This window comes from Enterobacter sp. RHBSTW-00593, assembly GCF_013784105.1.
Classification (GTDB): domain Bacteria; phylum Pseudomonadota; class Gammaproteobacteria; order Enterobacterales; family Enterobacteriaceae; genus Enterobacter; species Enterobacter ludwigii.
On sequence record NZ_CP056393.1, the window covers coordinates 4,268,200 to 4,293,297 of the forward strand.

Annotated in this window: 25 protein-coding genes; 9 read left to right on the forward strand and 16 right to left on the reverse strand. The window is 55.4% G+C overall.

Translation table 11 applies throughout. The annotated features are described in order from the left end of the window. Positions 1–28: 28 nt before the first annotated feature. On the reverse strand, positions 29–889 hold the full coding sequence (rsmI, locus tag HV242_RS20455) for a 16S rRNA (cytidine(1402)-2'-O)-methyltransferase (RefSeq protein ID WP_014171761.1): 861 nt from the start codon (positions 887–889) through the stop codon (positions 29–31). Between the two features lie 62 nt (positions 890–951). Between rsmI and HV242_RS20460 the strand changes: the two genes are divergently transcribed. Genes HV242_RS20460 through dolP form a run of 4 tightly spaced genes read left to right on the forward strand, consistent with a single transcriptional unit; the run spans position 952 to position 4,739 of the window. Beyond that, positions 952–3,189, forward strand: a complete 2,238-nt coding sequence (locus tag HV242_RS20460; RefSeq protein ID WP_050737326.1) for a penicillin-binding protein activator — start codon at positions 952–954, stop codon at positions 3,187–3,189. Then, on the forward strand, positions 3,147–3,542 hold the full coding sequence (locus tag HV242_RS20465; protein ID WP_050737327.1) for a YraN family protein: 396 nt from the start codon (positions 3,147–3,149) through the stop codon (positions 3,540–3,542). Before HV242_RS20460 ends, HV242_RS20465 begins: the two co-directional genes overlap by 43 nt. A gap of 21 nt (positions 3,543–3,563) precedes the next feature. Further along, on the forward strand, positions 3,564–4,154 hold the full coding sequence (diaA, locus tag HV242_RS20470; protein WP_003861754.1) for a DnaA initiator-associating protein DiaA: 591 nt from the start codon (positions 3,564–3,566) through the stop codon (positions 4,152–4,154). 9 nt (positions 4,155–4,163) lie between these two features. Continuing rightward, positions 4,164–4,739, forward strand: a complete 576-nt coding sequence (dolP, locus tag HV242_RS20475; protein ID WP_014171764.1) for a division/outer membrane stress-associated lipid-binding lipoprotein — start codon at positions 4,164–4,166, stop codon at positions 4,737–4,739. Between the two features lie 51 nt (positions 4,740–4,790). Here dolP and HV242_RS20480 read toward each other — a convergent pair whose 3' ends face one another. Next, positions 4,791–5,828, reverse strand: a complete 1,038-nt coding sequence (locus HV242_RS20480) for a permease (RefSeq protein ID WP_032680201.1) — start codon at positions 5,826–5,828, stop codon at positions 4,791–4,793. 40 nt (positions 5,829–5,868) lie between these two features. Then, positions 5,869–6,513, reverse strand: coding sequence for an NAD(P)H-binding protein (locus HV242_RS20485; protein ID WP_020883547.1), 645 nt, complete (start codon positions 6,511–6,513; stop codon positions 5,869–5,871). A gap of 130 nt (positions 6,514–6,643) precedes the next feature. On the opposite strand from HV242_RS20485, the gene HV242_RS20490 reads away from it, so the two are divergent. Beyond that, a complete protein-coding gene (locus HV242_RS20490) occupies positions 6,644–7,162 on the forward strand; it encodes a type 1 glutamine amidotransferase domain-containing protein (protein WP_014171767.1) in 519 nt (172 codons plus the stop codon). On the opposite strand, the gene HV242_RS20495 is transcribed toward HV242_RS20490, so the two are convergent. Continuing rightward, positions 7,142–7,576, reverse strand: coding sequence for a YhbP family protein (locus HV242_RS20495; RefSeq protein ID WP_050737328.1), 435 nt, complete (start codon positions 7,574–7,576; stop codon positions 7,142–7,144). The two genes, HV242_RS20490 and HV242_RS20495, sit on opposite strands and share 21 nt — an antisense overlap. A 14-nt stretch (positions 7,577–7,590) precedes the next feature. On the opposite strand from HV242_RS20495, the gene HV242_RS20500 reads away from it, so the two are divergent. Continuing rightward, positions 7,591–7,920, forward strand: coding sequence for a GIY-YIG nuclease family protein (locus tag HV242_RS20500; RefSeq protein WP_014171769.1), 330 nt, complete (start codon positions 7,591–7,593; stop codon positions 7,918–7,920). Here HV242_RS20500 and HV242_RS20505 read toward each other — a convergent pair. Continuing rightward, positions 7,907–8,410, reverse strand: coding sequence for a GNAT family N-acetyltransferase (locus HV242_RS20505; protein WP_020883545.1), 504 nt, complete (start codon positions 8,408–8,410; stop codon positions 7,907–7,909). The two genes, HV242_RS20500 and HV242_RS20505, sit on opposite strands and share 14 nt — an antisense overlap. Next, a complete protein-coding gene (ubiT, locus tag HV242_RS20510) occupies positions 8,404–8,928 on the reverse strand; it encodes a ubiquinone anaerobic biosynthesis accessory factor UbiT (protein WP_020883544.1) in 525 nt (174 codons plus the stop codon). The genes HV242_RS20505 and ubiT overlap by 7 nt, the downstream gene beginning before the upstream one ends. Positions 8,929–9,139: 211 nt before the next feature. Here ubiT and ubiU point away from each other — a divergent pair, with 211 nt between their 5' ends. The 3 genes from ubiU (at position 9,140) to HV242_RS20525 (ending at position 12,118) form a co-directional block, all read left to right on the forward strand. After that, complete coding sequence (gene ubiU / locus HV242_RS20515; RefSeq protein WP_020883543.1) at positions 9,140–10,135, forward strand: ubiquinone anaerobic biosynthesis protein UbiU; 996 nt, start codon at positions 9,140–9,142, stop codon at positions 10,133–10,135. A 7-nt stretch (positions 10,136–10,142) separates the two neighbouring features. After that, positions 10,143–11,021: a U32 family peptidase gene (locus tag HV242_RS20520; protein WP_050737329.1), complete on the forward strand. Its 879-nt coding sequence runs from the start codon at positions 10,143–10,145 to the stop codon at positions 11,019–11,021. A gap of 89 nt (positions 11,022–11,110) precedes the next feature. After that, a complete protein-coding gene (locus HV242_RS20525; protein WP_032679044.1) occupies positions 11,111–12,118 on the forward strand; it encodes a luciferase-like monooxygenase in 1,008 nt (335 codons plus the stop codon). A 45-nt stretch (positions 12,119–12,163) separates the two neighbouring features. Here HV242_RS20525 and mtr read toward each other — a convergent pair whose 3' ends face one another. The 10 genes from mtr to nusA all read right to left on the reverse strand — a co-directional run bounded on the left by mtr (position 12,164) and on the right by nusA (position 25,092). Next, positions 12,164–13,408, reverse strand: coding sequence for a tryptophan permease (gene mtr, locus HV242_RS20530; protein WP_047956256.1), 1,245 nt, complete (start codon positions 13,406–13,408; stop codon positions 12,164–12,166). Positions 13,409–13,550: 142 nt separating this feature from the next. Then, entirely contained in the window at positions 13,551–15,455 is a 1,905-nt protein-coding gene (locus HV242_RS20535; RefSeq protein WP_020883539.1) for a DEAD/DEAH family ATP-dependent RNA helicase, read from the reverse strand. Further along, the gene (gene yrbN / locus HV242_RS24580) at positions 15,448–15,528 is read right to left on the reverse strand and encodes a protein YrbN (protein ID WP_100122156.1); all 81 of its coding nucleotides are present in this window, start codon (positions 15,526–15,528) and stop codon (positions 15,448–15,450) included. The genes HV242_RS20535 and yrbN overlap by 8 nt, the downstream gene beginning before the upstream one ends. Positions 15,529–15,635: 107 nt before the next feature. Beyond that, complete coding sequence (nlpI, locus tag HV242_RS20545; RefSeq protein WP_013098912.1) at positions 15,636–16,520, reverse strand: lipoprotein NlpI; 885 nt, start codon at positions 16,518–16,520, stop codon at positions 15,636–15,638. 108 nt (positions 16,521–16,628) lie between these two features. Then, complete coding sequence (pnp, locus tag HV242_RS20550) at positions 16,629–18,767, reverse strand: polyribonucleotide nucleotidyltransferase (RefSeq protein WP_014171780.1); 2,139 nt, start codon at positions 18,765–18,767, stop codon at positions 16,629–16,631. A 242-nt stretch (positions 18,768–19,009) separates the two neighbouring features. Continuing rightward, positions 19,010–19,279: a 30S ribosomal protein S15 gene (gene rpsO / locus HV242_RS20555; protein WP_013098914.1), complete on the reverse strand. Its 270-nt coding sequence runs from the start codon at positions 19,277–19,279 to the stop codon at positions 19,010–19,012. A 155-nt stretch (positions 19,280–19,434) separates the two neighbouring features. After that, a complete protein-coding gene (truB, locus tag HV242_RS20560; protein ID WP_014171782.1) occupies positions 19,435–20,385 on the reverse strand; it encodes a tRNA pseudouridine(55) synthase TruB in 951 nt (316 codons plus the stop codon). Further along, positions 20,385–20,789 (reverse strand): 30S ribosome-binding factor RbfA, encoded by a 405-nt coding sequence (rbfA, locus tag HV242_RS20565; RefSeq protein ID WP_014171783.1) that lies wholly within the window; start codon positions 20,787–20,789, stop codon positions 20,385–20,387. Before rbfA ends, truB begins: the two co-directional genes overlap by 1 nt. A gap of 88 nt (positions 20,790–20,877) precedes the next feature. Next, positions 20,878–23,565, reverse strand: coding sequence for a translation initiation factor IF-2 (gene infB / locus HV242_RS20570; RefSeq protein WP_014171784.1), 2,688 nt, complete (start codon positions 23,563–23,565; stop codon positions 20,878–20,880). Between the two features lie 24 nt (positions 23,566–23,589). Beyond that, positions 23,590–25,092, reverse strand: a complete 1,503-nt coding sequence (gene nusA / locus HV242_RS20575; protein WP_014171785.1) for a transcription termination factor NusA — start codon at positions 25,090–25,092, stop codon at positions 23,590–23,592. Between the last annotated feature and the right edge of the window lie 6 nt (positions 25,093–25,098).

Here is a 25,098-nt window from a genome sequence, read left to right on the forward strand (position 1 = left end):
GGCCCGGCGTGATTGCCGGGCCGCTATATTACCCCTGCTGCTCCAGCGCATACTTATACAGTGCGTTTTTCTTCACGCCGTGGATCTCTGCCGCCAGCGCAGCCGCTTTCTTGAGCGGCAGTTCAGCCTGCAGCAGCGCAAGTGTACGAAGCGCATCGGCAGGCAATGCGTCCTCCTGCGCCTTATGTCCTTCGACAATCAGCACCATCTCGCCCTTGCGGCGGTTTTCGTCTTCCTTCACCCACGCCAGCAGTTCTCCTACCGGTGCGCCGTGAATGGTTTCCCAGGTTTTGGTCAGCTCGCGTGCCAGCACCACGTAGCGGGCTTCCCCCCAGACGGTCACCATATCTTCCAGGCTTTCCAGCAGGCGATGCGTAGATTCGTAGAAAATCAGGGTGCGCGGTTCAGCTTCCAGCGCTTTTAACACGTCGCGTCGGCCTTTGGATTTGGCAGGCAGGAAACCTTCATAGCAGAAGCGGTCGGAAGGCAGACCCGCAGCGCTCAGCGCCGCGATAGCCGCACATGGGCCAGGCAACGGCACCACGCGGATCCCGGCTTCACGGCAGGTACGCACCAGATGGTAGCCGGGGTCGTTAATCAGCGGCGTACCCGCATCGGAGACCAGGGCAATGTTCTGCCCCTCTTTCAGCTTCGCCACCAGCGTTTCGGCTTTTTGTTGCTCATTGTGATCGTGTAACGCGAACAAACGCGCGCTAATGGCGAAGTGCTGGAGCAGTAAGCCTGTGTGTCGGGTATCTTCAGCGGCAATTAAATCAACAGCCTGCAATACGGTAAGCGCACGTTGGGTAATATCAGATAAATTCCCGATAGGAGTAGGTACAATATAGAGCTGGCCTTGAGAATTATCTGCCGTTTCGTGTTGTTTCATTGTTTCGTCCGTATTGCCGATTTAATATTGAGCATTGCGTAAAAAAAATCACTGGATACAGTATGGTACCGTTAACGTTTCTTCGAAAAAAAGCCACGCGCAGCGTGCCACTCCTGCTGGCAGCCCTGATCTTTGCAGGCTGTGGCACCCAGGCACCCGACCAGAGCACCGCCCATTTGCAGGGTTCTGCTCAGGCTGACTCTGGCTTTTATCTGCAACAAATGTCGCAGAGTTCAAATGATACCAAGACCAACTGGCAATTACTCGCCATTCGTGCACTGCTGAAAGAGGGTAAAACCCAGCAGGCTGCCGAATTGTTCAACCAGTTGCCAAAAGATCTGAATGATGTTCAGCGTCGTGAGCAGAGCCTGCTCTCTGCCGAGCTGAAAGTCGCGCTGAAAGATTACGATGCCGCGAAAAAGATCCTTGGGGATATCGACGTGAGCGCGCTGGACAAAAATCAGCAGGCTCGCTTCTGGCAGGCGGGCATTACCGCTGAACAGGGCCGCCCTTCCCTGACGCTGCTCCGTGCGCTGATCGCCCAGGAGCCTCTGCTCGGCGGTGCTGATAAGCAGAAAAATATCGATGCCACGTGGCAGGCGCTGGCCTCTATGACGCAGGAGCAGGCGCGTGCACTGGTGATCAATGCAGATGAAAACGTCCTGCAGGGCTGGCTGGATCTGCAGCAGATGTGGTTTAACAACCGCAACGATCCGAAGATGCTGAAAGCCGGTATCACTGACTGGCAGACCCGCTACCCGCAGAATCCGGGCGCGAAAATGCTGCCGACGCAGCTGGTAAACGTGCAGAACTTTAAGCCGGCCTCGACCAGCAAGATTGCACTCCTTCTGCCCTTAAACGGTCAGGCGGCGGTATTCGGTCGCACTATTCAACAGGGTTTTGAAGCCGCGAAAAACGGCACGACGCCAGTGACGGGCAGCGCCGTGCCGACCCAGGCAGCACAGGCGGCAAACGTGAACGACGTGGTCAGCCCTTCCGCCGCTGAAACCAGTGACCTGACCACCGTGCAGACGCCGGCACAGGGGACGATGCAGAACCCGGTAACGGCCCCTACGACGGCAACGCCAGCGCCGGCTGAAACGCAAGCAGCTCCGGCGACTGACACCGCTTCTGAACAACCTCAACCGCAGAACGTTCAGCCTGCACCGCCCGCCACGCCGGCGCCGGCTGAAACTCAAGAAGCCCCGGCGACTGACACCGCGTCTGAACAACCTCAACCGCAGAACGTTCAGCCTGCCCAGCCCGCAGAACAAACGGCACAACCTGTCGCGCAAACACCGTCGGTGGCCACCACCAGCGCGAACCCGGGTGCTGAGCTGAAAATCTACGACACCAGTTCGAAGCCGCTTGACCAGGTACTGGCGCAGGTTCAACAGGATGGTGCGAGCATCGTTGTCGGCCCGCTGCTGAAAAACAATGTCGAAGAGTTGATGAAGAGCAATACCACGCTGAACGTGCTGGCACTCAACCAGCCAGAGCAGGTTCAGAACCGTGCCAATATTTGCTACTTCGCGCTGTCGCCGGAAGATGAAGCCCGCGATGCGGCGCGTCATATTCACGAGCAGGGTAAACAGGCTCCGCTGTTGCTCATCCCACGCAGTACGCTGGGGGATCGGGTTGCTAATGCTTTTGCCGATGAGTGGCAGAAGTTGGGCGGCGGTATTGTGCTGCAGCAGAAATTCGGCTCCGCGTCTGAACTGCGCGCGGGCGTCAATGGCGGAGCGGGCATTGCCCTCAACGGCAGCCCGGTCAGCGCAAGCCTGCCGCAGCAGCAGAGTGTGACCATTGGCGGTCTGTCGATCCCTGCGCCACCTACCGACGCGCAGATCAGCGGTGGCGGTAAAGTGGATGCAGCGTATATCGTTGCTACCCCGCAGGAAATCGCCTTCATCAAACCGATGATTGCAATGCGTAACGGCAGCCAGAGCGGCGCAACGCTGTACGCCAGTTCACGCAGCGCGCAAGGTACCGCCGGCCCGGATTTCCGTCTGGAGATGGACGGCCTGCAGTACAGCGAAATTCCCATGCTCGCAGGCAGTAACCCGGCACTGATGCAGCAGGCGCTGAGCACCGTCCGCAACGACTACTCTCTGGCACGTCTGTATGCCATGGGTGTCGATGCCTGGGCGCTGGCGAACCACTTTACCCAGATGCGTCAGGTGCCGGGCTTTGAGCTTAACGGCAATACCGGCGATCTGACGGCCACTCAGGATTGTGTGATTAACAGGAAGTTATCATGGCTAAAATACCAGCAGGGGCAAATCGTCCCGGCCAGTTAAGCCGTAAAGAGACCGGTGACGCGTGGGAATTAAAAGCGCGTCGCTGGCTTGAAGGCAAAGGACTGCACTTTATCGCCGCTAACGTTCGCGGACGTGGCGGCGAAATCGACCTCATCATGAAAGACGGTGAGGTCATCGTGTTTGTAGAAGTTCGCTACCGACAGTCTTCCCGTTTTGGCGGCGCTGCCGCCAGCGTGACGCTCGCCAAACAACATAAATTATTACAGACTGCCCACTTGTGGCTTGCCCGCCATAATGGGAGTTTTGATACTGTGGATTGCCGGTTCGATGTGGTAGCCTTCACCGGCAATGCGATCGAATGGCTGAAAAACGCTTTTGGCGAAGACGCATAATTAAGATTTAAAAGGGATAACGTGCTCGAAAGAATTAAAGTGTGCTTCACTGAAAGCATCCAGACTCAGATTGCAGCGGCGGAAGCCCTTCCGGACGCTATCTCTCGTGCCGCCATGACGCTGGTGCAATCCCTGCTCAACGGCAACAAAATCCTCTGTTGTGGCAATGGCACTTCAGCCGCCAACGCACAGCATTTTGCTGCCAGCATGATCAATCGTTTTGAAACAGAACGACCGAGTTTACCCGCCATTGCACTTAATACCGATAATGTGGTCTTAACAGCGATTGCTAACGATCGTCTGCATGATGAGATTTACGCAAAGCAGGTGCGAGCCCTGGGTCATGCCGGAGATGTTCTGCTGGCAATCTCCACGCGCGGCAACAGCCGGGACATTGTCAAAGCCGTTGAAGCCGCCGTCACCCGCGACATGACTATCGTTGCCTTAACAGGCTATGACGGTGGTGAGCTGGCGGGTTTGCTTGGGCCGCAGGATGTGGAAATCCGCATTCCCTCTCACCGTAGCGCGCGCATTCAGGAGATGCATATGCTCACGGTGAACTGCTTATGCGATTTGATCGATAACACGCTTTTCCCTCACCAGGATGATTAAGGAGTTCTTATGAAGGCTTTATCGACCCTCGCAGTCCTTATGTCTGCATTACTGCTTCAGGGATGTATCGCTGCGGCTGTCGTGGGTACCGCCGCGGTTGGTACTAAAGCGGCAACCGACCCGCGTTCCGTAGGGACACAGGTCGATGACGGTACGCTGGAGCTGCGCGTCAACAGTGCGCTGTCGAAAGACGAACAAATCAAGAAAGAAGCGCGTATCAACGTCACGGCCTATCAGGGTAAAGTGTTGCTGACGGGCCAGTCGCCGAATACCGAACTCTCCAGCCGCGCAAAACAGATCGCAATGGGCGTTGAGGGCACCACGGAAGTCTTCAATGAAATCCGTCAGGGGCAGCCAATCAGCCTGGGTACCGCGTCGTCTGATACCTGGATCACCACCAAAGTTCGCTCCCAGCTGCTGGGCTCGGACCAGGTGAAATCCTCAAACGTGAAAGTGACAACGGAAAACGGCGAAGTGTTCCTGCTGGGTCTGGTCACCGACCGTGAAGGGAAAGCGGCGGCCGATATCGCCAGCCGGGTGAGCGGCGTGAAACACGTCACCACTGCCTTTACCTACATCAAGTAACCAGAACGTCTGACAGAAAGCCCGGTAAGCGGTAACGCTACCGGGCTTTTTTTATACCAGTGCAATACTTCCTACCATCACCCCGCTCAGCGCCACCAGCCCCGCGGTCAGCCACAGCGCTTTCGCCGGGAATGACTTACGCAACATGACAAGCGACGGCAGGCTGATTGCAGGCAAGGTAATCAGCAGCGCCAGTGCAGGCGCGGTGCCCATCCCGGCCAGCATCATGGTCTGAACAATGGGAATTTCAGCGGCCGTTGGGATCACGAACAGGCAACCGGCAACCGCCATTGCAACGACCCACAGCAGCGTGTTGTCGATAGCCCCATCCGCATGCGGGAACAGCCAGACGCGCGCCGCGCCCAGCACCAGAACCGCCAGGATATAGACCGGGATGGTGCTCCAGAAAAGTTGCCACAGCGCCCTGCCCCAGCGCGCGAAGAAGCCGCCCTGCGGTTCGCTGATATCCACGTCAACTGACGCAGGCGCTACGGTTTTGTCTTTCACCAGATGTTGCACCAGGGTCGCCACAACCAGCACCGTCAGCAGACCGGCCACCAGACGAATAAAGGCGAAATGCCAGCCCAGCACAAAGCCCATAAACACCAGCGTCGCCGGGTTTAACAACGGGTTCCCCATCCAGAAAGCAAGCGCACCGCCCATTGAGACGCGCTGACGACGCATCCCGGCGGCCACAGGCGCTGCACAGCACGAGCACATCATGCCCGGCAGGGAGAAAATCGTCCCCAGCAGCGTGCCCTGAAAGCGGGGCTGACCGAGGGTTTTCACCAGCCAGTGACGCGGGATAAGCACCTGAATCAGCGAGCCCAGCAGGACGCCCAGTACCGCGGCTTTCCAGACGGCAAGGAAATAGACCATGGCGTAATCCCACGCCGCCTGAAGCGGGCTGGAATCAGCCTGAGCGAGAATAGATTTTCCGATACTGTGCGTTTCGGCGGCCGTGAAGGCTTTACCGTAGTACGGCTGCCATTTCACATACCAGAGGCCGATGATGACCACGAGAAAGAAGAGCGCGGGCTTCCACCATTGAACAGGTGAAGCCGCCTGAGATGAAGACTGACCAGTCATAGCATTCCCCGGAGAGTAGTAGGTTATTAGCCGGGGGAGTTTACGCCTCGCCCTGTGCGATTTCACGCAGTTTTGCCGACGGGATGATATTCACGCCCTCCTGCGATGGCGAGAGCCCTTCTTTTAGCATCGCACGCGCCACGTCCGCTGCCTCAATGGATTTCCAGTTACCCGGCAGGATGCGGAACAGAGGCGCGAAAAACGATTCGTTAAAACGGCGTTCATCCCGGTGCCCGAGCAGCATGGAGGGGCGAACAATGGTCAGTTGCTCCCACTTCTGGGCAATCAGCGCCTCTTCCATTTTGCCCTTCACCTTGTTGTAGAAAAAAGGTGACCCGGCATTGGCACCGAGCGAACTGATCACCACAAAATGTGTGGCCCCCAGCTTTTTAGCCGTCAGCGCCGTATCGACCACCAGCGTGTAGTCCGCATGCACAAACGCCTCTTTACTGCCCGCTTCACGCAGCGTTGTTCCGAGGCAGCAAAAGGCGATATCCACAGGATCCTGTACCTGCGCCAGTGCATCGGTAAGCTGCGGGTCGTGGGGGTTAAAGACGCCGGAGATATCCGCGAGAGGCCGACGCGTCGGGGCGGCAATATAGTTAACCCGGTGCTCCTGAAGCAGCAGCCGCAGCAGATGTCCGCCCACCAGCCCGGTCGCGCCGGTAATCAGTACCTGACTCATCTCATCTCCCCTTTACAGAATTGTCCGTTTGCGAACTCAGCGTCGTCGACCACACTTAGAAGTCTGTTACAGGTAAGTATTTACCACAAGCGGAGAAAAATCTGTCTGAAGCCAAAACAACGGAGGAAGCATGGGCAAGAAAATCGCAGTCTTGATCACCGACGAGTTTGAAGATTCAGAATTCACCTCGCCAGCCGAGGCATTTCGCAAGGCAGGACATGAGGTCATCACCATTGAGAAAGAGGCGGGTAAAACGGTGAAAGGCCATAAGGGCGAAGCCAGCGTGACCATCGATGAAACCATCGATAACGTCAGCCCGTCAGATTTCGATGCCCTGCTGTTACCCGGCGGTCATTCACCGGATTCCCTGCGTGGGGATGAACGGTTCGTGACCTTCACGCGAGACTTTGTCTCGACGGGCAAACCGGTCTTTGCCATCTGCCACGGTCCGCAGCTGCTCATCAGCGCAGATGTCGTGCGCGGGCGTAAACTCACGGCCGTAAAACCGATCGTTATCGATTTGAAAAATGCGGGGGCTGAGTTTTACGATCAGGAAGTTGTGAACGACAAAGATCAGCTGATCACCAGCAGGACCCCGGACGATCTGCCCGCGTTTAACCGTGAAGCGCTACGCCTGCTCGGCGCGTAGCCAGTGAAGCTTTGTGCCAAAGCCCAGGGTGTTGTCGGTAAATTTCAGCTCATCAAGGCGGATTTCCCACACCGGAGCTTTTAGCGCAATGGCAACCGGAAAGCGGCGCGTGTAGCGTTTTCGCTGCGCGTCGCTCTCTTCTCCGTCCAGGCGGCGGATCTCCCCTTTAAACTGCAGGCCACGAATCAGCGCGACCGTTTTAGGCTGGCCGTTCACCGTACCCGCCACCTTCGCCTGGGGACCCGACATTTGCGCATGACGGGTTTTATCCTCGCTCAGGACATAAAAGGTGACACGCTCGGGATCGTAGTAATAAAACGCGTTTGCACACCACATTTCACCTTCGTCATACACGCACCAGGTGACGACATGCTGTTTTGCCAGCCAGCGGTTAATGGTGGTCAGAGTTTCCATTTTCGCTCTCTCTCATGCTAAGGTGCGTTCACCTTAACATACTGAATCTGTTTACCGTGTGCTGGTTTCTCTATCTTGTTCGTACCGCCGATAACGCCCTGTACACCGGGATCACTACCGATGTGGCGCGGCGTTTTCTGCAACATCAAACGGGGAAAGGTGCCAAAGCGCTGCGGGGGAAAGGGGAATTACAGCTCGCCTTTTCAGCGCCCGTTGGCGACAGATCGCTGGCGCTCAGAATGGAATACCGCATTAAGCAACTGACGAAGCGTCAGAAAGAGCGCCTCGTCACCGGAGACGGCTCCTTTGAGGCGCTTCGCGAGAGCCTGATTAAAAGCGATTGAAATGGTCGTGATACTCAACCAGACCGTTCACGCCGTTAAGCGCGTCATCCGCCAGACGGTGCACCTGGAAGGCGGATTCCGTTCCCGGCCAGCGGCAGCGGAGATCGTAATGCGCTGCCGGTTCAAAGCCTAAACGGCCATAGAACGTAGCATCCCCCAGCGTCACCACGGCGGCATAGCCAAATTCGTTGAGCGAGTCCAGTCCTTCGTAAACCAGCTGGCGCGCCAGCCCCTGGCCGCGGTAGTGCTCATCAACCGCCAGCGGTGCCATTCCTACCCACTGTAACTCTTCGCCCTGAACGGTAACCGGGCTGAAGGCAACATAGCCCACCACCTGACCTTCGTCATCGGTGGCAACCAGCCCCAGCGTAATCAGGCCGTCTTCGCGGAGATCGTGGACCAGTTGCGCTTCGTCATCCCGCGCAAAAGAGCGGCGTAACAACGCATCGATTCCCGGTGCATCAATCCCAATTTCGACTCGAATCAGCATGGCTCACCTACTGAAGTGTGTTTACTTTCCGGCGGGGTTTTCAGCCCCGCCTCAACGAAATCTGCCATTTGCATCAACATCACACGCAGCGCTTTCGGCATCTGCTCCAGCTCAATGGCATCCATTAAATTCTTCACGTACAGACCAAGTTCCGTATCGCCTTCGATAACCAGGCGGCGCTGGAAGAAGAGTGTGTCCGGATCCTGCTTACGCGCGGCGATCATCAGCAGATCGCTGGCGCTGGCGCTAAAGCTCACATCCGCGTCGGCGGACTCACGGACGATCAGTTGGTCATTCTCAACAGAGGTAAACCAGCGCAGCCCGATATCGTGGACGTCAATGCTTAACCAGCGCCCTTCCAGGAACGCCAGCTCACCGTCCTGCAGTGCCTGGCGGAATTGCCAGCTCAGCACCTGCTCCAGCACCTGGCGTTTAAGCGCGAACGGGGCCAGTTTTACCGGCACGCTCAGCATTGATGGACCAAATTGTACGAGACGTGAACGCAGTTTATCCAGCACGAGCTTTACTCCCTGATAGCTATAGTCCTGCTATTTTGCCATATCCGAAGCACAACATAGCGGCGTAAATCAACAAACTGTCGTCAGGTGTACCTCATTATTGGTGCCATCAATACGCCATTAGCTGCCTTAAATCAAAAATTGTCGCGTATGGGTTAATTAAAATCCCAGCTCGTTAACAAATTTGCGATCGACTACATCAGGATAAATTATGGAGCTGCTCTGCCCAGCCGGAAATCTTCCGGCGCTTAAGGCGGCCATCGAAAATGGGGCCGATGCGGTCTATATCGGGCTGAAAGATGATACCAACGCCCGCCATTTTGCTGGCCTCAACTTTACGGAGAAAAAGCTTCAGGAAGCCGTTACCTTCGTCCACCAGCACCGCCGCAAACTGCATATCGCCATCAATACCTTCGCCCATCCTGATGGCTACGCCCGCTGGCAACGCGCGGTGGATATGGCAGCACAGCTGGGTGCCGATGCGCTGATCCTCGCCGACCTCGCTATGCTTGAGTATGCGGCAGAACGCTATCCCCATATTGAGCGTCACGTCTCCGTTCAGGCATCTGCCACTAACGAAGAGGCGGTGCGTTTTTATCATCGTCACTTTGATGTTGCCCGCGTGGTGCTGCCACGCGTGCTCTCTATTCATCAGGTTAAGCAACTCGCGCGCGTCACGCCAGTACCACTGGAAGTTTTTGCCTTTGGCAGCCTGTGTATCATGGCCGAAGGCCGTTGCTATCTCTCTTCCTATTTAACCGGCGAGTCCCCCAATACCGTTGGGGCCTGCTCACCCGCCCGCTTTGTTCGCTGGCAACAGACGCCGCAGGGGCTCGAATCGCGCCTGAACGACGTGCTGATTGACCGCTATCAGGACGGCGAAAATGCCGGTTACCCGACGCTGTGCAAAGGCCGCTATCTGGTAGACGGCGAGCGTTACCACGCACTGGAAGAGCCAACCAGCCTTAATACGCTGGAACTGCTGCCAGAACTGCTGGCCGCCAATATCGCCTCGGTGAAAATTGAGGGCCGCCAGCGCAGCCCGGCGTACGTCAGCCAGGTGGCGAAAGTCTGGCGCCAGGCTATCGATCGCTGCATGGCAGACCCGCAGAACTACGCACCGCAACCGGCGTGGATGGAGACACTCGGTGCGATGTCCGAGGGTACACAAACCACGCTTGGCGCGTATCACCGTAAATGGCAGTGAGATAATCATGAAATATTCATTAGGGCCGGTGCTCTACTACTGGCCAAAAGAGACGCTGGAAGATTTTTACCACCAGGCCGCAACCAGCAGCGCAGATGTGATTTACCTCGGTGAAGCGGTATGCAGCAAGCGCCGCGCCACCAAAGTGGGCGACTGGCTGGATATGGCGAAAAGCCTCGCCGCAAGCGGTAAACAGGTGGTGCTCTCAACGCTCGCCCTCGTCCAGGCCTCCTCCGAACTGGGTGAACTCAAACGCTACGTAGAGAACGGTGAATTCCTGCTGGAAGCCAGCGATCTGGGCGTAGTGAACATGTGCGCCGAACGCAGACTGCCGTTTGTCGCAGGCCATGCGCTGAACTGCTATAACGCCGTGACGCTGCGCCTGCTGCTTAAACAGGGGATGACGCGCTGGTGCATGCCGGTCGAACTCTCGCGCGACTGGCTGGCTAACCTGCTCAACCAGTGCGAAACGCTGGGCATTCGCAATCAGTTCGAGGTGGAAGTGCTGAGCTATGGTCATCTGCCGCTGGCCTATTCTGCCCGCTGTTTCACCGCCCGCTCTGAAGACCGCCCGAAAGACGAGTGTGAAACCTGCTGCATCAAGTACCCGAACGGGCGCAGCATGCTGTCGCAGGAAAATCAGCAGGTGTTCGTCCTGAACGGTATCCAGACCATGAGCGGCTATGTGTATAACCTCGGCAATGAACTGGCGTCGATGAACGGTCTGGTCGACATGGTGCGCCTGTCACCGGTGGATACGGGCGTATTCGCCATGCTGGATGCCTTCCGCGCCAATGAAAACGGTGATGCTCCGCTGCCGTTAACCGCTAACAGCGACTGTAACGGCTACTGGAAACGCCTCCCCGGGCTGGTGTTACAGGGCTGAAGAAGAAATGTAAAAGCTCACTTTGTTAACAACGGTTATTAAATTTTAATGCACTATTAAAAGATTCACCGTCGACAAAGTGAGCTGTTATGACTGATAAAACCATTCCGTTTTCGGTGCTGGATCTGGCGCCGATCCCTCAAGGCTCCTCAGCACGAGAAGCCTTTACCCACTCTCTCGATCTCGCTCGCCTGGCAGAAAAACGCGGTTATCACCGTTACTGGCTGGCTGAGCACCACAATATGGTTGGTATCGCCAGTGCCGCGACCTCCGTGCTGATTGGTTACCTGGCGGCGAACACCACCACGCTGCACCTTGGCTCCGGTGGCGTGATGTTGCCGAACCATGCCCCGCTGGTGATTGCCGAGCAGTTTGGTACGCTGAATACCCTCTATCCTGGCCGTATCGACCTGGGTCTTGGCCGTGCGCCGGGCAGCGACCAGCCGACCATGCGCGCCCTGCGTCGCCATATGAGCGGCGACATCGATAACTTCCCGCGCGATGTGGCTGAACTGGTGGACTGGTTTGACGCGCGTGACCCTAACCCGCACGTGCGCCCGGTGCCAGGCTACGGTGAGAAAATCCCGGTGTGGCTGTTGGGCTCAAGCCTGTACAGCGCGCAGCTTGCCGCGCAGCTGGGGCTGCCGTTCGCCTTTGCCTCACACTTCGCGCCAGATATGCTCCATCAGGCGCTTCACCTCTATCGCACAAACTTCAAACCTTCAGAGCGTCTGGAAAAACCGTATGCGATGGTGTGCATCAACATCGTTGCCGCCGACAGCAATCGCGATGCGGAATTCCTGTTCACCTCCATGCAACAGGCTTTTGTGAAGTTGCGTCGCGGTGAGACCGGCCAGCTGCCGCCGCCGGTGGAGAATATGCATCAGCTGTGGTCGGCATCCGAACAGTATGGCGTTCAGCAGGCGCTGAGCATGTCGCTGGTGGGGGATAAGGCAAAAGTGCGTCACGGGCTGGAGGCGGTGCTGCGTGAGACGCAGGCGGATGAAATTATGGTTAACGGCCAGATTTTCGATCATCAGGCACGCTTGCATTCGTTTGACCTGGCGATGCAGGTGAAAGAGGAAGTATCAGGTTAGCGCGGTTTGTTCCCCTCTCCCGTCGGGAGAGGGTGACAGGTGGTGTTACTGATACACCGGCAGCAGGTTAAAACTCGACAGGACATGCACCAGCGCGTTGCCAATACCGAACACCAGAATCAGCGCAATCATCGGCTTTCCGCCCCAGACGCGGAATTTCGGGCTGCCGAAGCGTTTACGTGATTTGCGTGCCAGCAGCGCAGGCACAATCGCCGCCCAGATGGTCGCCGCCAGCCCGGCATAGCCGATGGCATAGAGGAAACCATTCGGCCACAGCAGACCGCCAACAATCGGTGGCAGGAAAGTCAGCAGCGCGGTTTTAAAGCGCCCCATAGCAGAATCATCAAAACCAAACAGATCGGCCAGGTAGTCAAACAGGCCCAGCGTCACGCCGAGGAAAGAGCTCGCGACGGCAAAGTTAGAGAACACCACCAGCAGCAGATCCAGACTGCGGCTGTTCAGTACGCCGCTCAACGCCTGTACCAGCACATCAATGTTACCGCCCTTCTGCGCAATGCCGATAAATTCAGGACGCGGGATATTGCCCATCGTCCCCAGCAGCCAAATCACGTACAGCGCCAGTGCCAGCAGCGTGCCGTAGATCAGGCACTTCACAATCGTGCGTGGATCTTTACCGTAATACTTCATCAGGCTCGGCACGTTACCGTGGTAACCAAACGATGCCAGACAGAACGGCAGGGTCATCAGCAGGTACGGCGTGTAAGTGGTATTCGCCTCCGCCACGTTGAACAGCGTGGCCGGCGTAACGTGCCCAAGCAGGCTGCCGAAGGTCAGAAAGAAGGTGATCACCTTCGCGCCCAGCACAATCGCCGTCATGCGGCTCACCGCTTTGGTGCTCATCCAGACGATAAACGCGACGCCCAGCGCGAAGCACAAGCCCGCCACTCTTGCCGGCACGTTCAGCGACAACTCCGAGAATGTATGATGCAGAATGGAGCCGCTCGCTGAGATGTACGCGTAAGTCAGGATGTAGAGCACAAAGGCAATGGAGAGGCCGTTTACCAGGTTCCAGCCTTTGCCTAACAGGTCTTTAGTGATGGTGTCGAAGCTGGAGCCAATGCGGTAGTTCAGGTTGGCTTCGAGGATCATCAGCCCGGAATGAAGCATACAGAACCAGGTAAACACCAGTGCCGCCAGCGACCAGAAGAACCACGCACCGGACATAACCACAGGCAGGGAGAACATCCCGGCACCAATGATGGTTCCGCCGATGATCACCACGCCGCCAAGCAGCGAAGGTGACGTTTGGGTGGTGGTAAGTGTCGCCATACAGCCTTTTCTCCAGTCAATAATGCGGTTATGCATGTTAATGCGCAGCACTGTACCAGTACAAGAGTACAAAAGGAATAAAAAAAGCCCCGACAGTGTTTATCGGGGCTGTATAGATTACTTTACGTCAGAAACGAAAGACTTACGCGTCACCGAAACGACGACGAGCGGTACCTTCTTCACGACGTGGGCCGCGGCTTTCGCGACGCTCGCCAGAGAAACGACGACCTTCGCCTGCGCCAGCGCGGTTGCCTTCGCTACGACCGCCTTCACGACGTTCGCCACCGAAACCACGACCACCGCCACGACGTTCGCCACCACGGTCAGTACGTGGCTGGGCATCGCCCATCAGCTGCATGTTCATCGGCTTGTTCAGGATGCGGGTGCGAGTAAAGTGCTGCAGTACTTCGCCCGGCATGCCTTTTGGCAGCTCGATGGTAGAGTGAGATGCGAACAGCTTGATGTTACCGATGTAACGGCTGCTGATGTCGCCTTCGTTAGCGATCGCGCCAACGATATGACGAACTTCAACACCATCATCACGGCCCACTTCAATGCGGTACAGTTCCATTTCGCCAGCGTCACGACGCTCACGACGTGGACGCTCTTCGCCACTGCGCTCTGGACGGTCAGCACGTGGACCACGATCGTTACGGTCGCCACGACGTTCGAAACGCTCGTCACGATCACGGAACTCACGCTTAGGACGCATCGGTGCATCTGGTGGCACGATCAGGGTACGTTCGCCCTGTGCCATTTTCAGCAGTGCTGCGGCCAGCGTTTCCATATCCAGCTCTTCGCCTTCAGCGGTAGGCTGAATCTGTGCCAGCAGCGCACGATACTGGTCCAGGTCGCTGCTTTCCAGCTGCTGCTGGACTTTCGCGGCGAATTTTTCCAGACGGCGTTTGCCCAGCAGTTCTGCATTTGGCAGTTCCGCTTCTGGAATGGTCAGCTTCATGGTGCGTTCAATGTTACGCAGCAGACGACGCTCGCGGTTCTCAACGAACAGCAGCGCACGACCTGCACGACCCGCACGACCGGTACGACCGATACGGTGAACGTAGGACTCGGAGTCCATTGGAATATCGTAGTTAACTACCAGGCTGATACGCTCAACGTCCAGACCACGTGCTGCCACGTCGGTTGCAATCAGGATATCCAGACGACCGTCTTTCAGGCGCTCCAGCGTCTGCTCACGCAGAGCCTGGTTCATGTCACCGTTCAGCGCTGCGCTGTTGTAGCCGCTACGCTCCAGCGCTTCAGCCACTTCCAGGGTCGCGTTTTTGGTACGAACGAAGATAATCGCCGCATCAAAATCTTCCGCTTCCAGGAAACGAACCAGCGCTTCGTTTTTACGCATACCGTATACAGACCAGTAGCTCTGGCTGATGTCCGGGCGAGTAGTCACGCTGGACTGAATGCGCACTTCCTGCGGCTCTTTCATGAAGCGGCGGGTAATGCGACGAATCGCTTCTGGCATGGTTGCAGAGAACAGAGCGGTCTGATGACCTTCCGGGATCTGCGCCATAATTGTTTCTACGTCTTCGATGAAGCCCATACGCAGCATTTCATCTGCTTCATCCAGTACCAGACCGCTCAGTTTAGAGAGGTCAAGGGTACCGCGCTTCAGGTGATCCAGCAGACGGCCCGGCGTACCGACAACAATCTGTGGACCCTGGCGCAGGGCACGTAACTGCACGTCATAACGCTGGCCACCGTACAGGGCCACAACGTTTACGCCGCGCATATGTTTAGAGAAATCAGTCATAGCTTCTGCAACCTGAACAGCCAGTTCACGGGTTGGAGCCAGGACGAGGATCTGCGGTGCACGCAGTTCCGGATCGATGTTGTGCAGCAGCGGCAGCGAGAACGCTGCGGTTTTGCCGCTACCAGTCTGGGCCATGCCCAGCACGTCACGACCAGACAACAGATGTGGGATACATTCTGCCTGGATCGGAGATGGTTTTTCGTAACCCAGATCGGTAAGGGCTTCAAGGATAGGAGCCTTCAGGCCCAGATCTGCAAAAGTGGTTTCGAATTCAGCCATGTAGTACGAGTGCCTCAATGTCAATGGCGGCCAGTCTACTTAGCTCATCGTGAAAATGATTAGCAATTTTCATTGAAAAGTGTGAACCGGCTCAAAGTAGATGTATTGACGAACAACAACGCCCTCACCAGTTAAGGTGATGGCAATCAAAAGATTACGGGCTGATGTTTATGTCGTCAGCTATTGCTGGTCCGATTCTGCCAGGTCGTCTTGCTCCTGGCCCAAGAGCGATAATTCCAACAATGCATAACGGTGCTCAACGAAGTTGTGTACGTTGTTAGCAACCGCTAATTTGAACAGTGCCGTAGCGCTGTCCTTATCCCCCAGACTTAGGTAGTACTTACCTAAATAGAAGTTGGTTTCACTGAGATGCTCAGCGAGCGAGGTGTTATCCGTTGCGTCCGCCTTGAGGCGTTCCATCAGCGTTGCTTCGCTAATGTTGCCCAGGTAGAACTCGACAATGTTCCATCCCCACTGTTCCTTGTCCGATTTATCGAAGCGCTGTTTCAGTGCTTCTTTTGCCTGCTTCTCATCGAGCTTCTGCTCAACGATGTATAACCACAGACTGCGGAAAGGATCATTAGGATCGTCTTGATAAAACGCCAGCAGATCATCTTGCGCTAACTTATCACGACCGCCGTAATACAGGGCGATACCGCGATTCAAGTGCGCGTAGTTGTAAGTTGGATCAAGCTCAAGTACAGAATCAAACGCTTCATAGGCAGCATCAAAATTGCCTGCCTGCGTTAAATAAATGCCTAAGTAATTGAATACTTCAGGCATATCAGGTCGGATTGCCAGCGCTTGTGAGAAATCATTCCGCGCTAATGCCCTCAGACCGAGACTATCATACAACACTCCGCGCTCATATAAAAGCTGTGCGCGTTCGTCATCGGTTAAAGCCCGACTGGCAAGAATTTGTTCCATGCGTGCCAGAATCACTTCCTGCTGCAAAGTCGGTTGCAATGGCACTGCGAGGACTTCGCTCTTACGCCAGGCAGAGTTGCTGCATCCTGCCAGCGTTAAAGCTGTCGCAACGAAACACCAGCGCAAAAAAGGCTTCATTTCCCACTCCCGAAGACAACTATTGGATGAACGTCCTGTCCCCCGGCGGCTTAACAAGGCGTCCTGCCTGATAATAGGCCCTCCGCCGAAGCGGAGGGCAAATGCAACTTACTCGCCTTGCTGTTCTGCCGCCGATGCTTCTGGCGCAGCAGCCGGCTGAGACTGCTCGGTTGCTTCTTTAATGCTCAGACGGATACGGCCCTGGCGGTCAACTTCCAGAACTTTAACCGGGACTTCCTGACCCATCTGCAGGTAATCGGTCACTTTCTCAACGCGCTTGTCAGCGATTTGAGAGATGTGAACCAGACCTTCTTTACCGCCACCGATGGCAACAAACGCGCCAAAGTCAACGATACGGGTCACTTTACCATTGTAGATACGGCCCACTTCGATTTCTGCAGTAATTTCTTCGATGCGACGAATAGCGAATTTCGCTTTCTCGCCGTCGGTCGCTGCAATTTTCACCGTACCGTCATCTTCGATTTCGATAGTGGTGCCAGTCTCTTCGGTCAGAGCACGGATAACGGAACCGCCCTTACCGATAACATCTTTGATCTTGTCTGGATTGATCTTGATGGTGTGGATACGCGGAGCGAACTGAGAAATGTCGCCACGTGGCGCGTTGATCGCCTGTTCCATCACGCCCAGGATGTGCAGACGAGCACCTTTAGCCTGGTTCAGCGCAACCTGCATGATCTCTTTGGTGATACCTTCAATTTTGATATCCATCTGCAGCGCAGAGATACCGTCGCGGGAACCCGCAACTTTGAAGTCCATATCGCCCAGGTGGTCTTCGTCGCCCAGAATGTCAGACAGAACAACAAAGTTCTCGCCCTCTTTCACCAGGCCCATTGCGATACCCGCAACGGCGGCTTTGATTGGCACGCCTGCATCCATCAGCGCCAGAGATGCGCCACACACGGAAGCCATGGAAGAAGAACCGTTAGATTCGGTGATTTCAGAAACCACACGAACGGTGTACGGGAATTTGTCAGCATCCGGCATCACTGCCAGCACACCACGCTTCGCCAGACGACCGTGACCAATTTCACGACGCTTAGGCGAACCCACCATACCGGTTTCACCTACGGAGTATGGAGGGAAGTTGTAGTGGAACAGGAAGCTGTCAGTACGCTCGCCCATCAGTTCGTCGATGTTCTGCGCGTCACGTGCTGTCCCCAGGGTCGCGGTAACCAGCGCCTGCGTTTCGCCACGGGTGAACAGTGCAGAACCGTGAGTACGTGGCAGAACGCCAGTACGCACGTCCAGACCACGGATCATGTCTTTTTCGCGGCCATCGATACGCGGCTCACCCGCCAGGACGCGGCTACGAACCACGTTTTTCTCGATAGCGTGCAGAATTTCGCTCAGCTCGTTAGCATCCAGCGTTTCGTCTTCAGCAATCAGCGTTGCGATAGTTTCGTCTTTGATCACGTCAACCTGAGCATAACGCTCCTGTTTGTCGGTGATGCGATAAGCATCGCTCAGACGAGATTCAGCCAGCGCAGCAACGCGTGCATTCAGCGCGTCGTTGACGGCTTCAGGCTGCCAGTCCCAACGTGGTTTGCCCGCTTCTTTAACCAGATCGTTGATGTTCTGAATAACGATCTGCTGCTGATCGTGGCCAAAGACCACCGCGCCCAGCATCTGGTCTTCGCTCAGCAGTTCCGCTTCGGATTCAACCATCAGCACAGCCGCTTCAGTACCAGCAACAACCAGGTCCAGCTTACTTTCTTTCAGCTCTTCCTGCGTTGGGTTCAGCACGTACTGGTCGTTGATGTAACCAACGCGTGCAGCACCGATTGGGCCATTGAATGGAATACCAGACAGTGACAGGGCCGCGGAAGCACCGATCATCGCAACGATATCCGGGTTAACCTGTGGGTTAACGGAAACAACGGTCGCGATAACCTGCACTTCGTTCACGAAGCCTTCCGGGAACAGCGGACGAACCGGGCGGTCAATCAGACGCGCAATCAGGGTTTCGCCTTCGCTTGGACGGCCTTCACGACGGAAGAAGCCACCCGGAATTTTACCGGCAGCGTAGGTACGCTCCTGGTAGTTAACGGTCAGTGGGAAGAAGTCCTGACCTGGTTTTGCTTTTTTCTGGCCAACTACGGTTACGAATACCGCAGTGTCATCCATGCTTACCATAACGGCAGCAGTAGCCTGACGTGCCATCATGCCGGTTTCCAGCGTGACGGTGTGTTGACCATACTGGAATTTACGAACGATCGGATTCAGCAAAGTTCTGTCCTTTCTTAAATGTATGACAGCACACCACCGGTGTGCTGACGATTTAACCCGACCTTCTTCGCATCCTCGCGACTAATGACAACCAACACCCCCATGGGTGAAGCCTCTCATTAGCCGCGCGAACCTCTGCAATGAAGATCATTTATAGCAACAATACAATAGTTTCCAGTGAATTGCTGCCGTCTGGTTGAAAAAAGGGGCCATCAGGCCCCCTTTTCTGAAACTCGCAAGACTTAGCGACGCAGACCCAGACGCTCGATCAGCGCGGAGTAACGTGCAACATCTTTACGTTTCAGGTAGTCGAGCAGTTTACGACGCTGAGAAACCATACGCAGCAGACCACGACGGCTGTGGTGATCTTTTTTGTGCTCTGCAAAGTGACCCTGCAGGTGGTTAATCTGTGCAGTCAGCAGTGCAACCTGAACTTCGGTAGAACCGCTGTCGTTAGTACCACGACCAAACTCAGAAACGATTTTAGCTTTAGCTTCAACGCTTAGAGACATTTTCAAACTCCAGAATATAAAGAATGTAAGGATGCCGATCTCTAATTCAGCAATCCCAGTATACGTCCCGCAATATGTTAAACAATTTGCCGAACGTTAAGCCGCGATATTCTACTCGTCTCCCCTGCTTATCGCAAGGCGAGCCGTTATCGCTATCAGGCTTCAACCGGATACTCAACGACCAGGCGACGCGGCGCGACGCGGCCTTCGCCATCCATTTCACCCATGCCGATAAACTTACCTTCATCCCCCTCGGTCACGCGTACCAGACCTTCAGAAGGAGCACTGGTGGTACGAACCGGGTTTCCGTTCTTAAAGTAAACGGAGGATGTTAAAGGAAGATTAACAACCGGGAAATCGGCTGCCGGGCTGTCCATTGGCATCAGCAGCGGATCGAGCAAATCGGCCGGCGCAATCTCCTGCGCTTCCGCCTGCTCAACCAACTCGCGCAGATGTTCAAGGGTCACCATTCGCTCAACCGGGTACGTGCTGACAGCCAGGCGACGCAGGTAAATCACGTGCGCACCGCAACCCAGCTTTTCACCCAGGTCGTCAATGATGGTACGAATATAGGTGCCTTTCGAACAGTGAACTTCCAGCTCCAGCTCATCGCCTTCGTGACGAATAAAGAGCAGTTCGTACACGGTAATCGGACGGGGTTCGCGAGGAACGTCAATGCCCTGGCGTGCATATTCGTACAGTTTCTTACCCTGGTACTTCAGCGCCGAATACATTGACGGTACCTGCAGCGTGTCGCCACGGAAACTTTCCAGCGCGGCATCAAGTTGCTCTGCGCTGAAGGTCACCGGACGCTCTTCTACCACCTGACCATCGGCATCGGAGGTGTCCGTGCGCTGGCCTAATCGGGCGATGACCCGATAGCGCTTATCGGAGTCCAGTAGGTACTGGGAAAACTTTGTCGCTTCCCCCAGGCAAATCGGCAACATGCCGGTCGCCAGCGGATCGAGCGCGCCCGTGTGGCCCGCACGGTTGGCGTTAAAAATACGCTTAACTTTTTGCAGCACGTCGTTGCTGGAAGCGCCCTGGGGTTTATCCAGCAGCAGCACACCATGCACGTCGCGACCGCGACGACGAGGACGACTCATTAGTCCTCCTTGCTGTCGTCCGTTGGGTTAACACGACGTTCGTCGTCATGTTTCACCACGCTGGTCACCAGGTTCGACATGCGCATACCTTCGACCAGAGAGTTGTCGTAGAAGAAGGTCAGCTCAGGCACGATACGCAGACGCATCGCTTTGCCGAGCAGAGAGCGGATGTAGCCAGAGGCTTCCTGCAGCGCTTTAATGCCGTTTTTTACCGCGGCTTCGTCCTGATCGTTCAGGAAGGTCACGAACACTTTGGCATACGCCAGGTCGCGGGACATTTCCACGCCGGACACGGTGGTCATCACACCCACGCGTGGATCTTTAATTTCACGTTGCAGGATGAGGGCGATCTCTTTCTGCATTTCTTGCGCTACGCGCTGCGGGCGACCAAATTCTTTCGCCATAATAAATTCTCCAGACAAAAAAGGGGCAAAAAGCCCCTTTTAAAATTATTACCGGGTGGCGCTTTGCTTACCCGGCCTGCATCGATGATTAAGCAATCGTACGCTGAATTTCGATGATCTCGAACACTTCGATCATGTCGCCAACGCGAACGTCGTTGTAGTTCTTCACGCCGATACCACATTCCATGCCGTTACGGACTTCGTTAACGTCATCTTTGAAGCGGCGCAGGGATTCCAGCTCGCCTTCGTAGATAACCACGTTGTCACGCAGTACGCGGATTGGGTTGTGACGTTTGATGATACCTTCGGTAACCATACAGCCCGCGATCGCACCAAATTTCGGTGATTTGAACACGTCACGCACTTCAGCCAGACCGATGATCTGCTGTTTCAGCTCTGGAGACAGCATGCCGCTCATCGCTGCTTTCACTTCGTCGATCAGGTTATAGATGACGGAGTAGTAACGCAGATCCAGACTTTCAGCATCAATCACTTTACGTGCAGACGCGTCAGCACGTACGTTGAAGCCGACCAGGATTGCATTGGATGCAGCAGCCAGGGTGGCGTCGGTTTCGGTGATACCCCCTACGCCAGAACCGATGATCTTCACTTTAACTTCGTCAGTAGACAGTTTCAGTAAGGAGTCGGAGATCGCTTCCACAGAACCCTGAACGTCGGCTTTCAGAACGATGTTCACTTCGTGAACTTCGCCTTCGGTCATGTTCGCAAACATGTTCTCGAGTTTAGATTTCTGCTGACGAGCCAGTTTAACTTCACGGAATTTGCCCTGACGATACAGTGCAACTTCGCGCGCTTTCTTCTCGTCACGTACGACGGTCACTTCATCACCCGCAGCCGGCACACCGGACAGGCCCAGGATTTCCACTGGAATGGACGGACCTGCTTCCAGAACTTCCTGGCCCAGTTCGTTACGCATCGCACGAACACGACCGTATTCGAAACCACACAGGACGATATCGCCTTTATGCAGGGTACCTTCACGAACCAGAACGGTTGCAACCGGACCACGACCTTTATCCAGGAAGGATTCGATAACCGCGCCGCTCGCCATACCTTTACGAACCGCTTTCAGCTCCAGAACTTCAGCCTGCAGCAGGATAGCGTTCAGCAGGTCGTCGATACCGGTACCGGCTTTCGCAGATACTGGGATAAACTGCGCTTCACCGCCCCACTCTTCCGGCATAACACCGTACTGGGAGAGTTCGTTTTTAACGCGATCCATGTCAGCTTCTGGCTTATCGATCTTGTTCACTGCAACCACCAGAGGCACCTGCGCCGCTTTCGCGTGCTGAATAGCTTCAATGGTCTGTGGCATCACGCCGTCATCTGCAGCAACAACCAGTACAACGATATCCGTTGCCTGAGCACCACGAGCACGCATAGAGGTAAACGCTGCGTGGCCCGGGGTATCCAGGAAGGTGATCATGCCGTTGTCGGTTTCTACGTGGTACGCACCGATGTGCTGGGTAATACCACCCGCTTCACCGGAGGCCACTTTCGTCGAACGAATGTAGTCGAGCAGAGAGGTTTTACCGTGGTCAACGTGACCCATGATGGTCACTACAGGCGCGCGCGGTTCTGCCGCTGCACCGGTGTCACGGTCGCTCATTACTGCTTCTTCCAGCTCGTTTTCACGACGCAGGATAACTTTGTGGCCCATCTCTTCGGCTACCAGTTGCGCAGTTTCCTGGTCGATAACCTGGTTGATGGTGGCCATTGCGCCCAGTTTCATCATCGCTTTGATGACCTGAGAACCTTTAACCGCCATTTTGTTGGCCAGATCGCCAACGGTGATGGTTTCACCAATCACTACGTCACGGTTAACAGCCTGAGCTGGCTTCTGGAAGCCCTGCTGCAGTGCGGAACCTTTACGCTTGCCGCCTTTACCACCGCGGATCGCTGCACGTGCTTCTTCACGGTCAGCTTTAGATTCAGCGTGCTTGTTGCCTTTTTTGGCTGGGCGAGCAGCTTTGGTGCTGCGAGTACGGCCACGACCGCCTTCAACTTCACGGTCGTTATCGTCTTCTGCCTGGCGCGCATGCTGAGAAGTGGTGACGTGATAATCGCTGGTGTCTTCAGACGCTTCAGCAGGGTTCACACCGTTCTTCTCGTTTTCTTCAGCCATACGGCGCGCTTCTTCAGCTACACGGCGAGCTTCTTCTTCAAGCTTGCGGCGGGCTTCTTCTTCCGCTTTACGCTTCAGCTCGGCAGCTTCATTTTCACGGCGGGCTTTTTCAGCCTGGGCGGTTTTTGTCATTTCGTCGGTCTGTTGATTGCTCACTTTGTCTTTTTCCGCAGCTTCACGCTTCACTTTATCACTTGCGTCGCGTTTCGCTTTTTCTGCGGCCTCACGTTCAGCTTTTAATTCTGCTTCACGTTTGGCAGTCGCTTCTGCCTCACGCTGAGCTTGTTCTTCCGCTTCACGCTGTGCCTGCTCTTCCGCAGCAAGGCGTTCTGCCTCTTGCGGATCACGTTTTACAAAGGTGCGTGTCTTGCGGACTTCAATTTGTACCGATTTGCTTTTACCACCGGTACCGGGGATATTCAACGTGCTACGCGTTTTGCGCTGCAGCGTCAGCTTGTCAGGCGTCGAACCGTGTTCACGGTTCAGGTGCGCTAACAAGGTTTGTTTTTCTTGCGCGTTCACCGAGTCATCAGCGGACTTCGGGATCCCTGCATCAGCAAATTGCTGTACCAGGCGGTCCACGGAGGTCTGAATCTCGGCAGCCAGCGATTTTACAGTTACATCAGTCATGCTGTTCCTTCCTGCTACAGTTTATTACGCTTCGTCGCCGAACCAGCAAATATTACGTGCGGCCATGATGAGTTCGCCGGCTTTCTCGTCGGTTAAACCTTCGATATCGGCCAGGTCATCAACGCCTTGCTCAGCGAGATCTTCCAGCGTACAAACACCACGGGCAGCCAGCTTGAACGCAATCGCACGATCAAGACCTTCCAGATTCAGCAGGTCATCAGCCGGCTTCTTATCGCCAAGGCTTTCTTCCTGAGCCAGTGCCAGGGTGGTCAGTGCGTTTTTAGCGCGTTCACGCAGGGCTTCAACGGTGGCTTCATCAAGACCGTCGATTTCCAGCAGCTCTTTCATTGGCACATAGGCCAGTTCTTCAAGGGTAGAGAAACCTTCTTCAACCAGAACAGTGGCGAAATCTTCGTCAATATCCAGGTATTTCGTGAAGGTATCGATCGCCGCATGGGCTTCAGCCTGATGCTTAGCCTGCAGGTCATCAACGGTCATTACGTTGAGTTCCCAGCCGCTCAGCTGTGACGCCAGGCGTACGTTCTGACCGTTACGGCCGATTGCCTGCGCCAGGTTGCCCGCTTCAACAGCGATATCCATGGTGTGTTTGTCTTCGTCAACAACGATAGACGCCACATCCGCCGGAGCCATTGCGTTAATCACGAATTGCGCCGGGTTGTCGTCCCACAGGACGATATCGATACGCTCGCCGCCCAGTTCGGTAGAAACCGCCTGAACACGCGCACCGCGCATACCTACGCAAGCACCGACCGGGTCGATACGCTTGTCGTTGGTTTTCACCGCGATTTTCGCGCGTGAACCCGGGTCGCGGGCAGCCGCTTTAATCTCGATAACTTCTTCGCCGATTTCCGGTACTTCGATACGGAACAGTTCAATCAGCATCTCTGGCTTGGAACGGGTCACAAACAGCTGTGCACCACGCGCTTCAGGGCGTACGGCATACAGAACGCCACGAATACGGTCACCCGGGCGGAAGTTTTCACGCGGCAGCATGTCTTCACGCAGGATAACGGCTTCAGCGTTACCTGGCAGCCCTTCAGATTTGATTTCCAGAGAGATGTTGTCGCGGTTTACTTTCTTCACCACGCCGGTAATGATCTCACCTTCCTGATCGCGGAACTGATCGACAACCAGCGCGCGCTCAGCTTCACGGACTTTCTGGACGATAACCTGTTTTGCGGTTTGCGTGGTGATACGGTCGAAGGTGACAGATTCAATCTGATCTTCAACATAGTCACCCACGTTAAGGCTTTCGTCTTCAAAACGCGCCGCTTCCAGGGTGATCTCTTTCGTCGGCTGGGTCACCTCTTCAACGATTACCCAACGACGGAATGTATCGAAGTCACCGCTTTTACGATCGATTTCTACGCGAACATCGATCTCTTGTTCGTATTTTTTCTTGGTTGCTGTAGCCAGTGCACTTTCCAGCGCTTCGAAAATCTTCTCACGCGGCAGTGATTTCTCGTTGGAGACGGCTTCAACAACAGCCAAAATTTCTTTGTTCATCGCGGG

Coding starts and splice junctions, on each gene's coding strand:
- rsmI (WP_014171761.1), bottom strand. CDS start 889: ATGAAACAACACGAAACGGCAGATAATTCTCAAGGCCAGCTCTATATT.
- HV242_RS20460 (WP_050737326.1), top strand. CDS start 952: ATGGTACCGTTAACGTTTCTTCGAAAAAAAGCCACGCGCAGCGTGCCA.
- HV242_RS20465 (WP_050737327.1), top strand. CDS start 3,147: ATGGCTAAAATACCAGCAGGGGCAAATCGTCCCGGCCAGTTAAGCCGT.
- dolP (WP_014171764.1), top strand. CDS start 4,164: ATGAAGGCTTTATCGACCCTCGCAGTCCTTATGTCTGCATTACTGCTT.
- HV242_RS20480 (WP_032680201.1), bottom strand. CDS start 5,828: ATGACTGGTCAGTCTTCATCTCAGGCGGCTTCACCTGTTCAATGGTGG.
- HV242_RS20485 (WP_020883547.1), bottom strand. CDS start 6,513: ATGAGTCAGGTACTGATTACCGGCGCGACCGGGCTGGTGGGCGGACAT.
- HV242_RS20490 (WP_014171767.1), top strand. CDS start 6,644: ATGGGCAAGAAAATCGCAGTCTTGATCACCGACGAGTTTGAAGATTCA.
- HV242_RS20495 (WP_050737328.1), bottom strand. CDS start 7,576: ATGGAAACTCTGACCACCATTAACCGCTGGCTGGCAAAACAGCATGTC.
- HV242_RS20500 (WP_014171769.1), top strand. CDS start 7,591: ATGCTAAGGTGCGTTCACCTTAACATACTGAATCTGTTTACCGTGTGC.
- HV242_RS20505 (WP_020883545.1), bottom strand. CDS start 8,410: ATGCTGATTCGAGTCGAAATTGGGATTGATGCACCGGGAATCGATGCG.
- ubiU (WP_020883543.1), top strand. CDS start 9,140: ATGGAGCTGCTCTGCCCAGCCGGAAATCTTCCGGCGCTTAAGGCGGCC.
- HV242_RS20520 (WP_050737329.1), top strand. CDS start 10,143: ATGAAATATTCATTAGGGCCGGTGCTCTACTACTGGCCAAAAGAGACG.
- HV242_RS20525 (WP_032679044.1), top strand. CDS start 11,111: ATGACTGATAAAACCATTCCGTTTTCGGTGCTGGATCTGGCGCCGATC.
- mtr (WP_047956256.1), bottom strand. CDS start 13,408: ATGGCGACACTTACCACCACCCAAACGTCACCTTCGCTGCTTGGCGGC.
- HV242_RS20535 (WP_020883539.1), bottom strand. CDS start 15,455: ATGGCTGAATTCGAAACCACTTTTGCAGATCTGGGCCTGAAGGCTCCT.
- yrbN (WP_100122156.1), bottom strand. CDS start 15,528: ATGAAAATTGCTAATCATTTTCACGATGAGCTAAGTAGACTGGCCGCC.
- nlpI (WP_013098912.1), bottom strand. CDS start 16,520: ATGAAGCCTTTTTTGCGCTGGTGTTTCGTTGCGACAGCTTTAACGCTG.
- rpsO (WP_013098914.1), bottom strand. CDS start 19,279: ATGTCTCTAAGCGTTGAAGCTAAAGCTAAAATCGTTTCTGAGTTTGGT.
- truB (WP_014171782.1), bottom strand. CDS start 20,385: ATGAGTCGTCCTCGTCGTCGCGGTCGCGACGTGCATGGTGTGCTGCTG.
- rbfA (WP_014171783.1), bottom strand. CDS start 20,789: ATGGCGAAAGAATTTGGTCGCCCGCAGCGCGTAGCGCAAGAAATGCAG.
- infB (WP_014171784.1), bottom strand. CDS start 23,565: ATGACTGATGTAACTGTAAAATCGCTGGCTGCCGAGATTCAGACCTCC.
- nusA (WP_014171785.1), bottom strand. CDS start 25,092: ATGAACAAAGAAATTTTGGCTGTTGTTGAAGCCGTCTCCAACGAGAAA.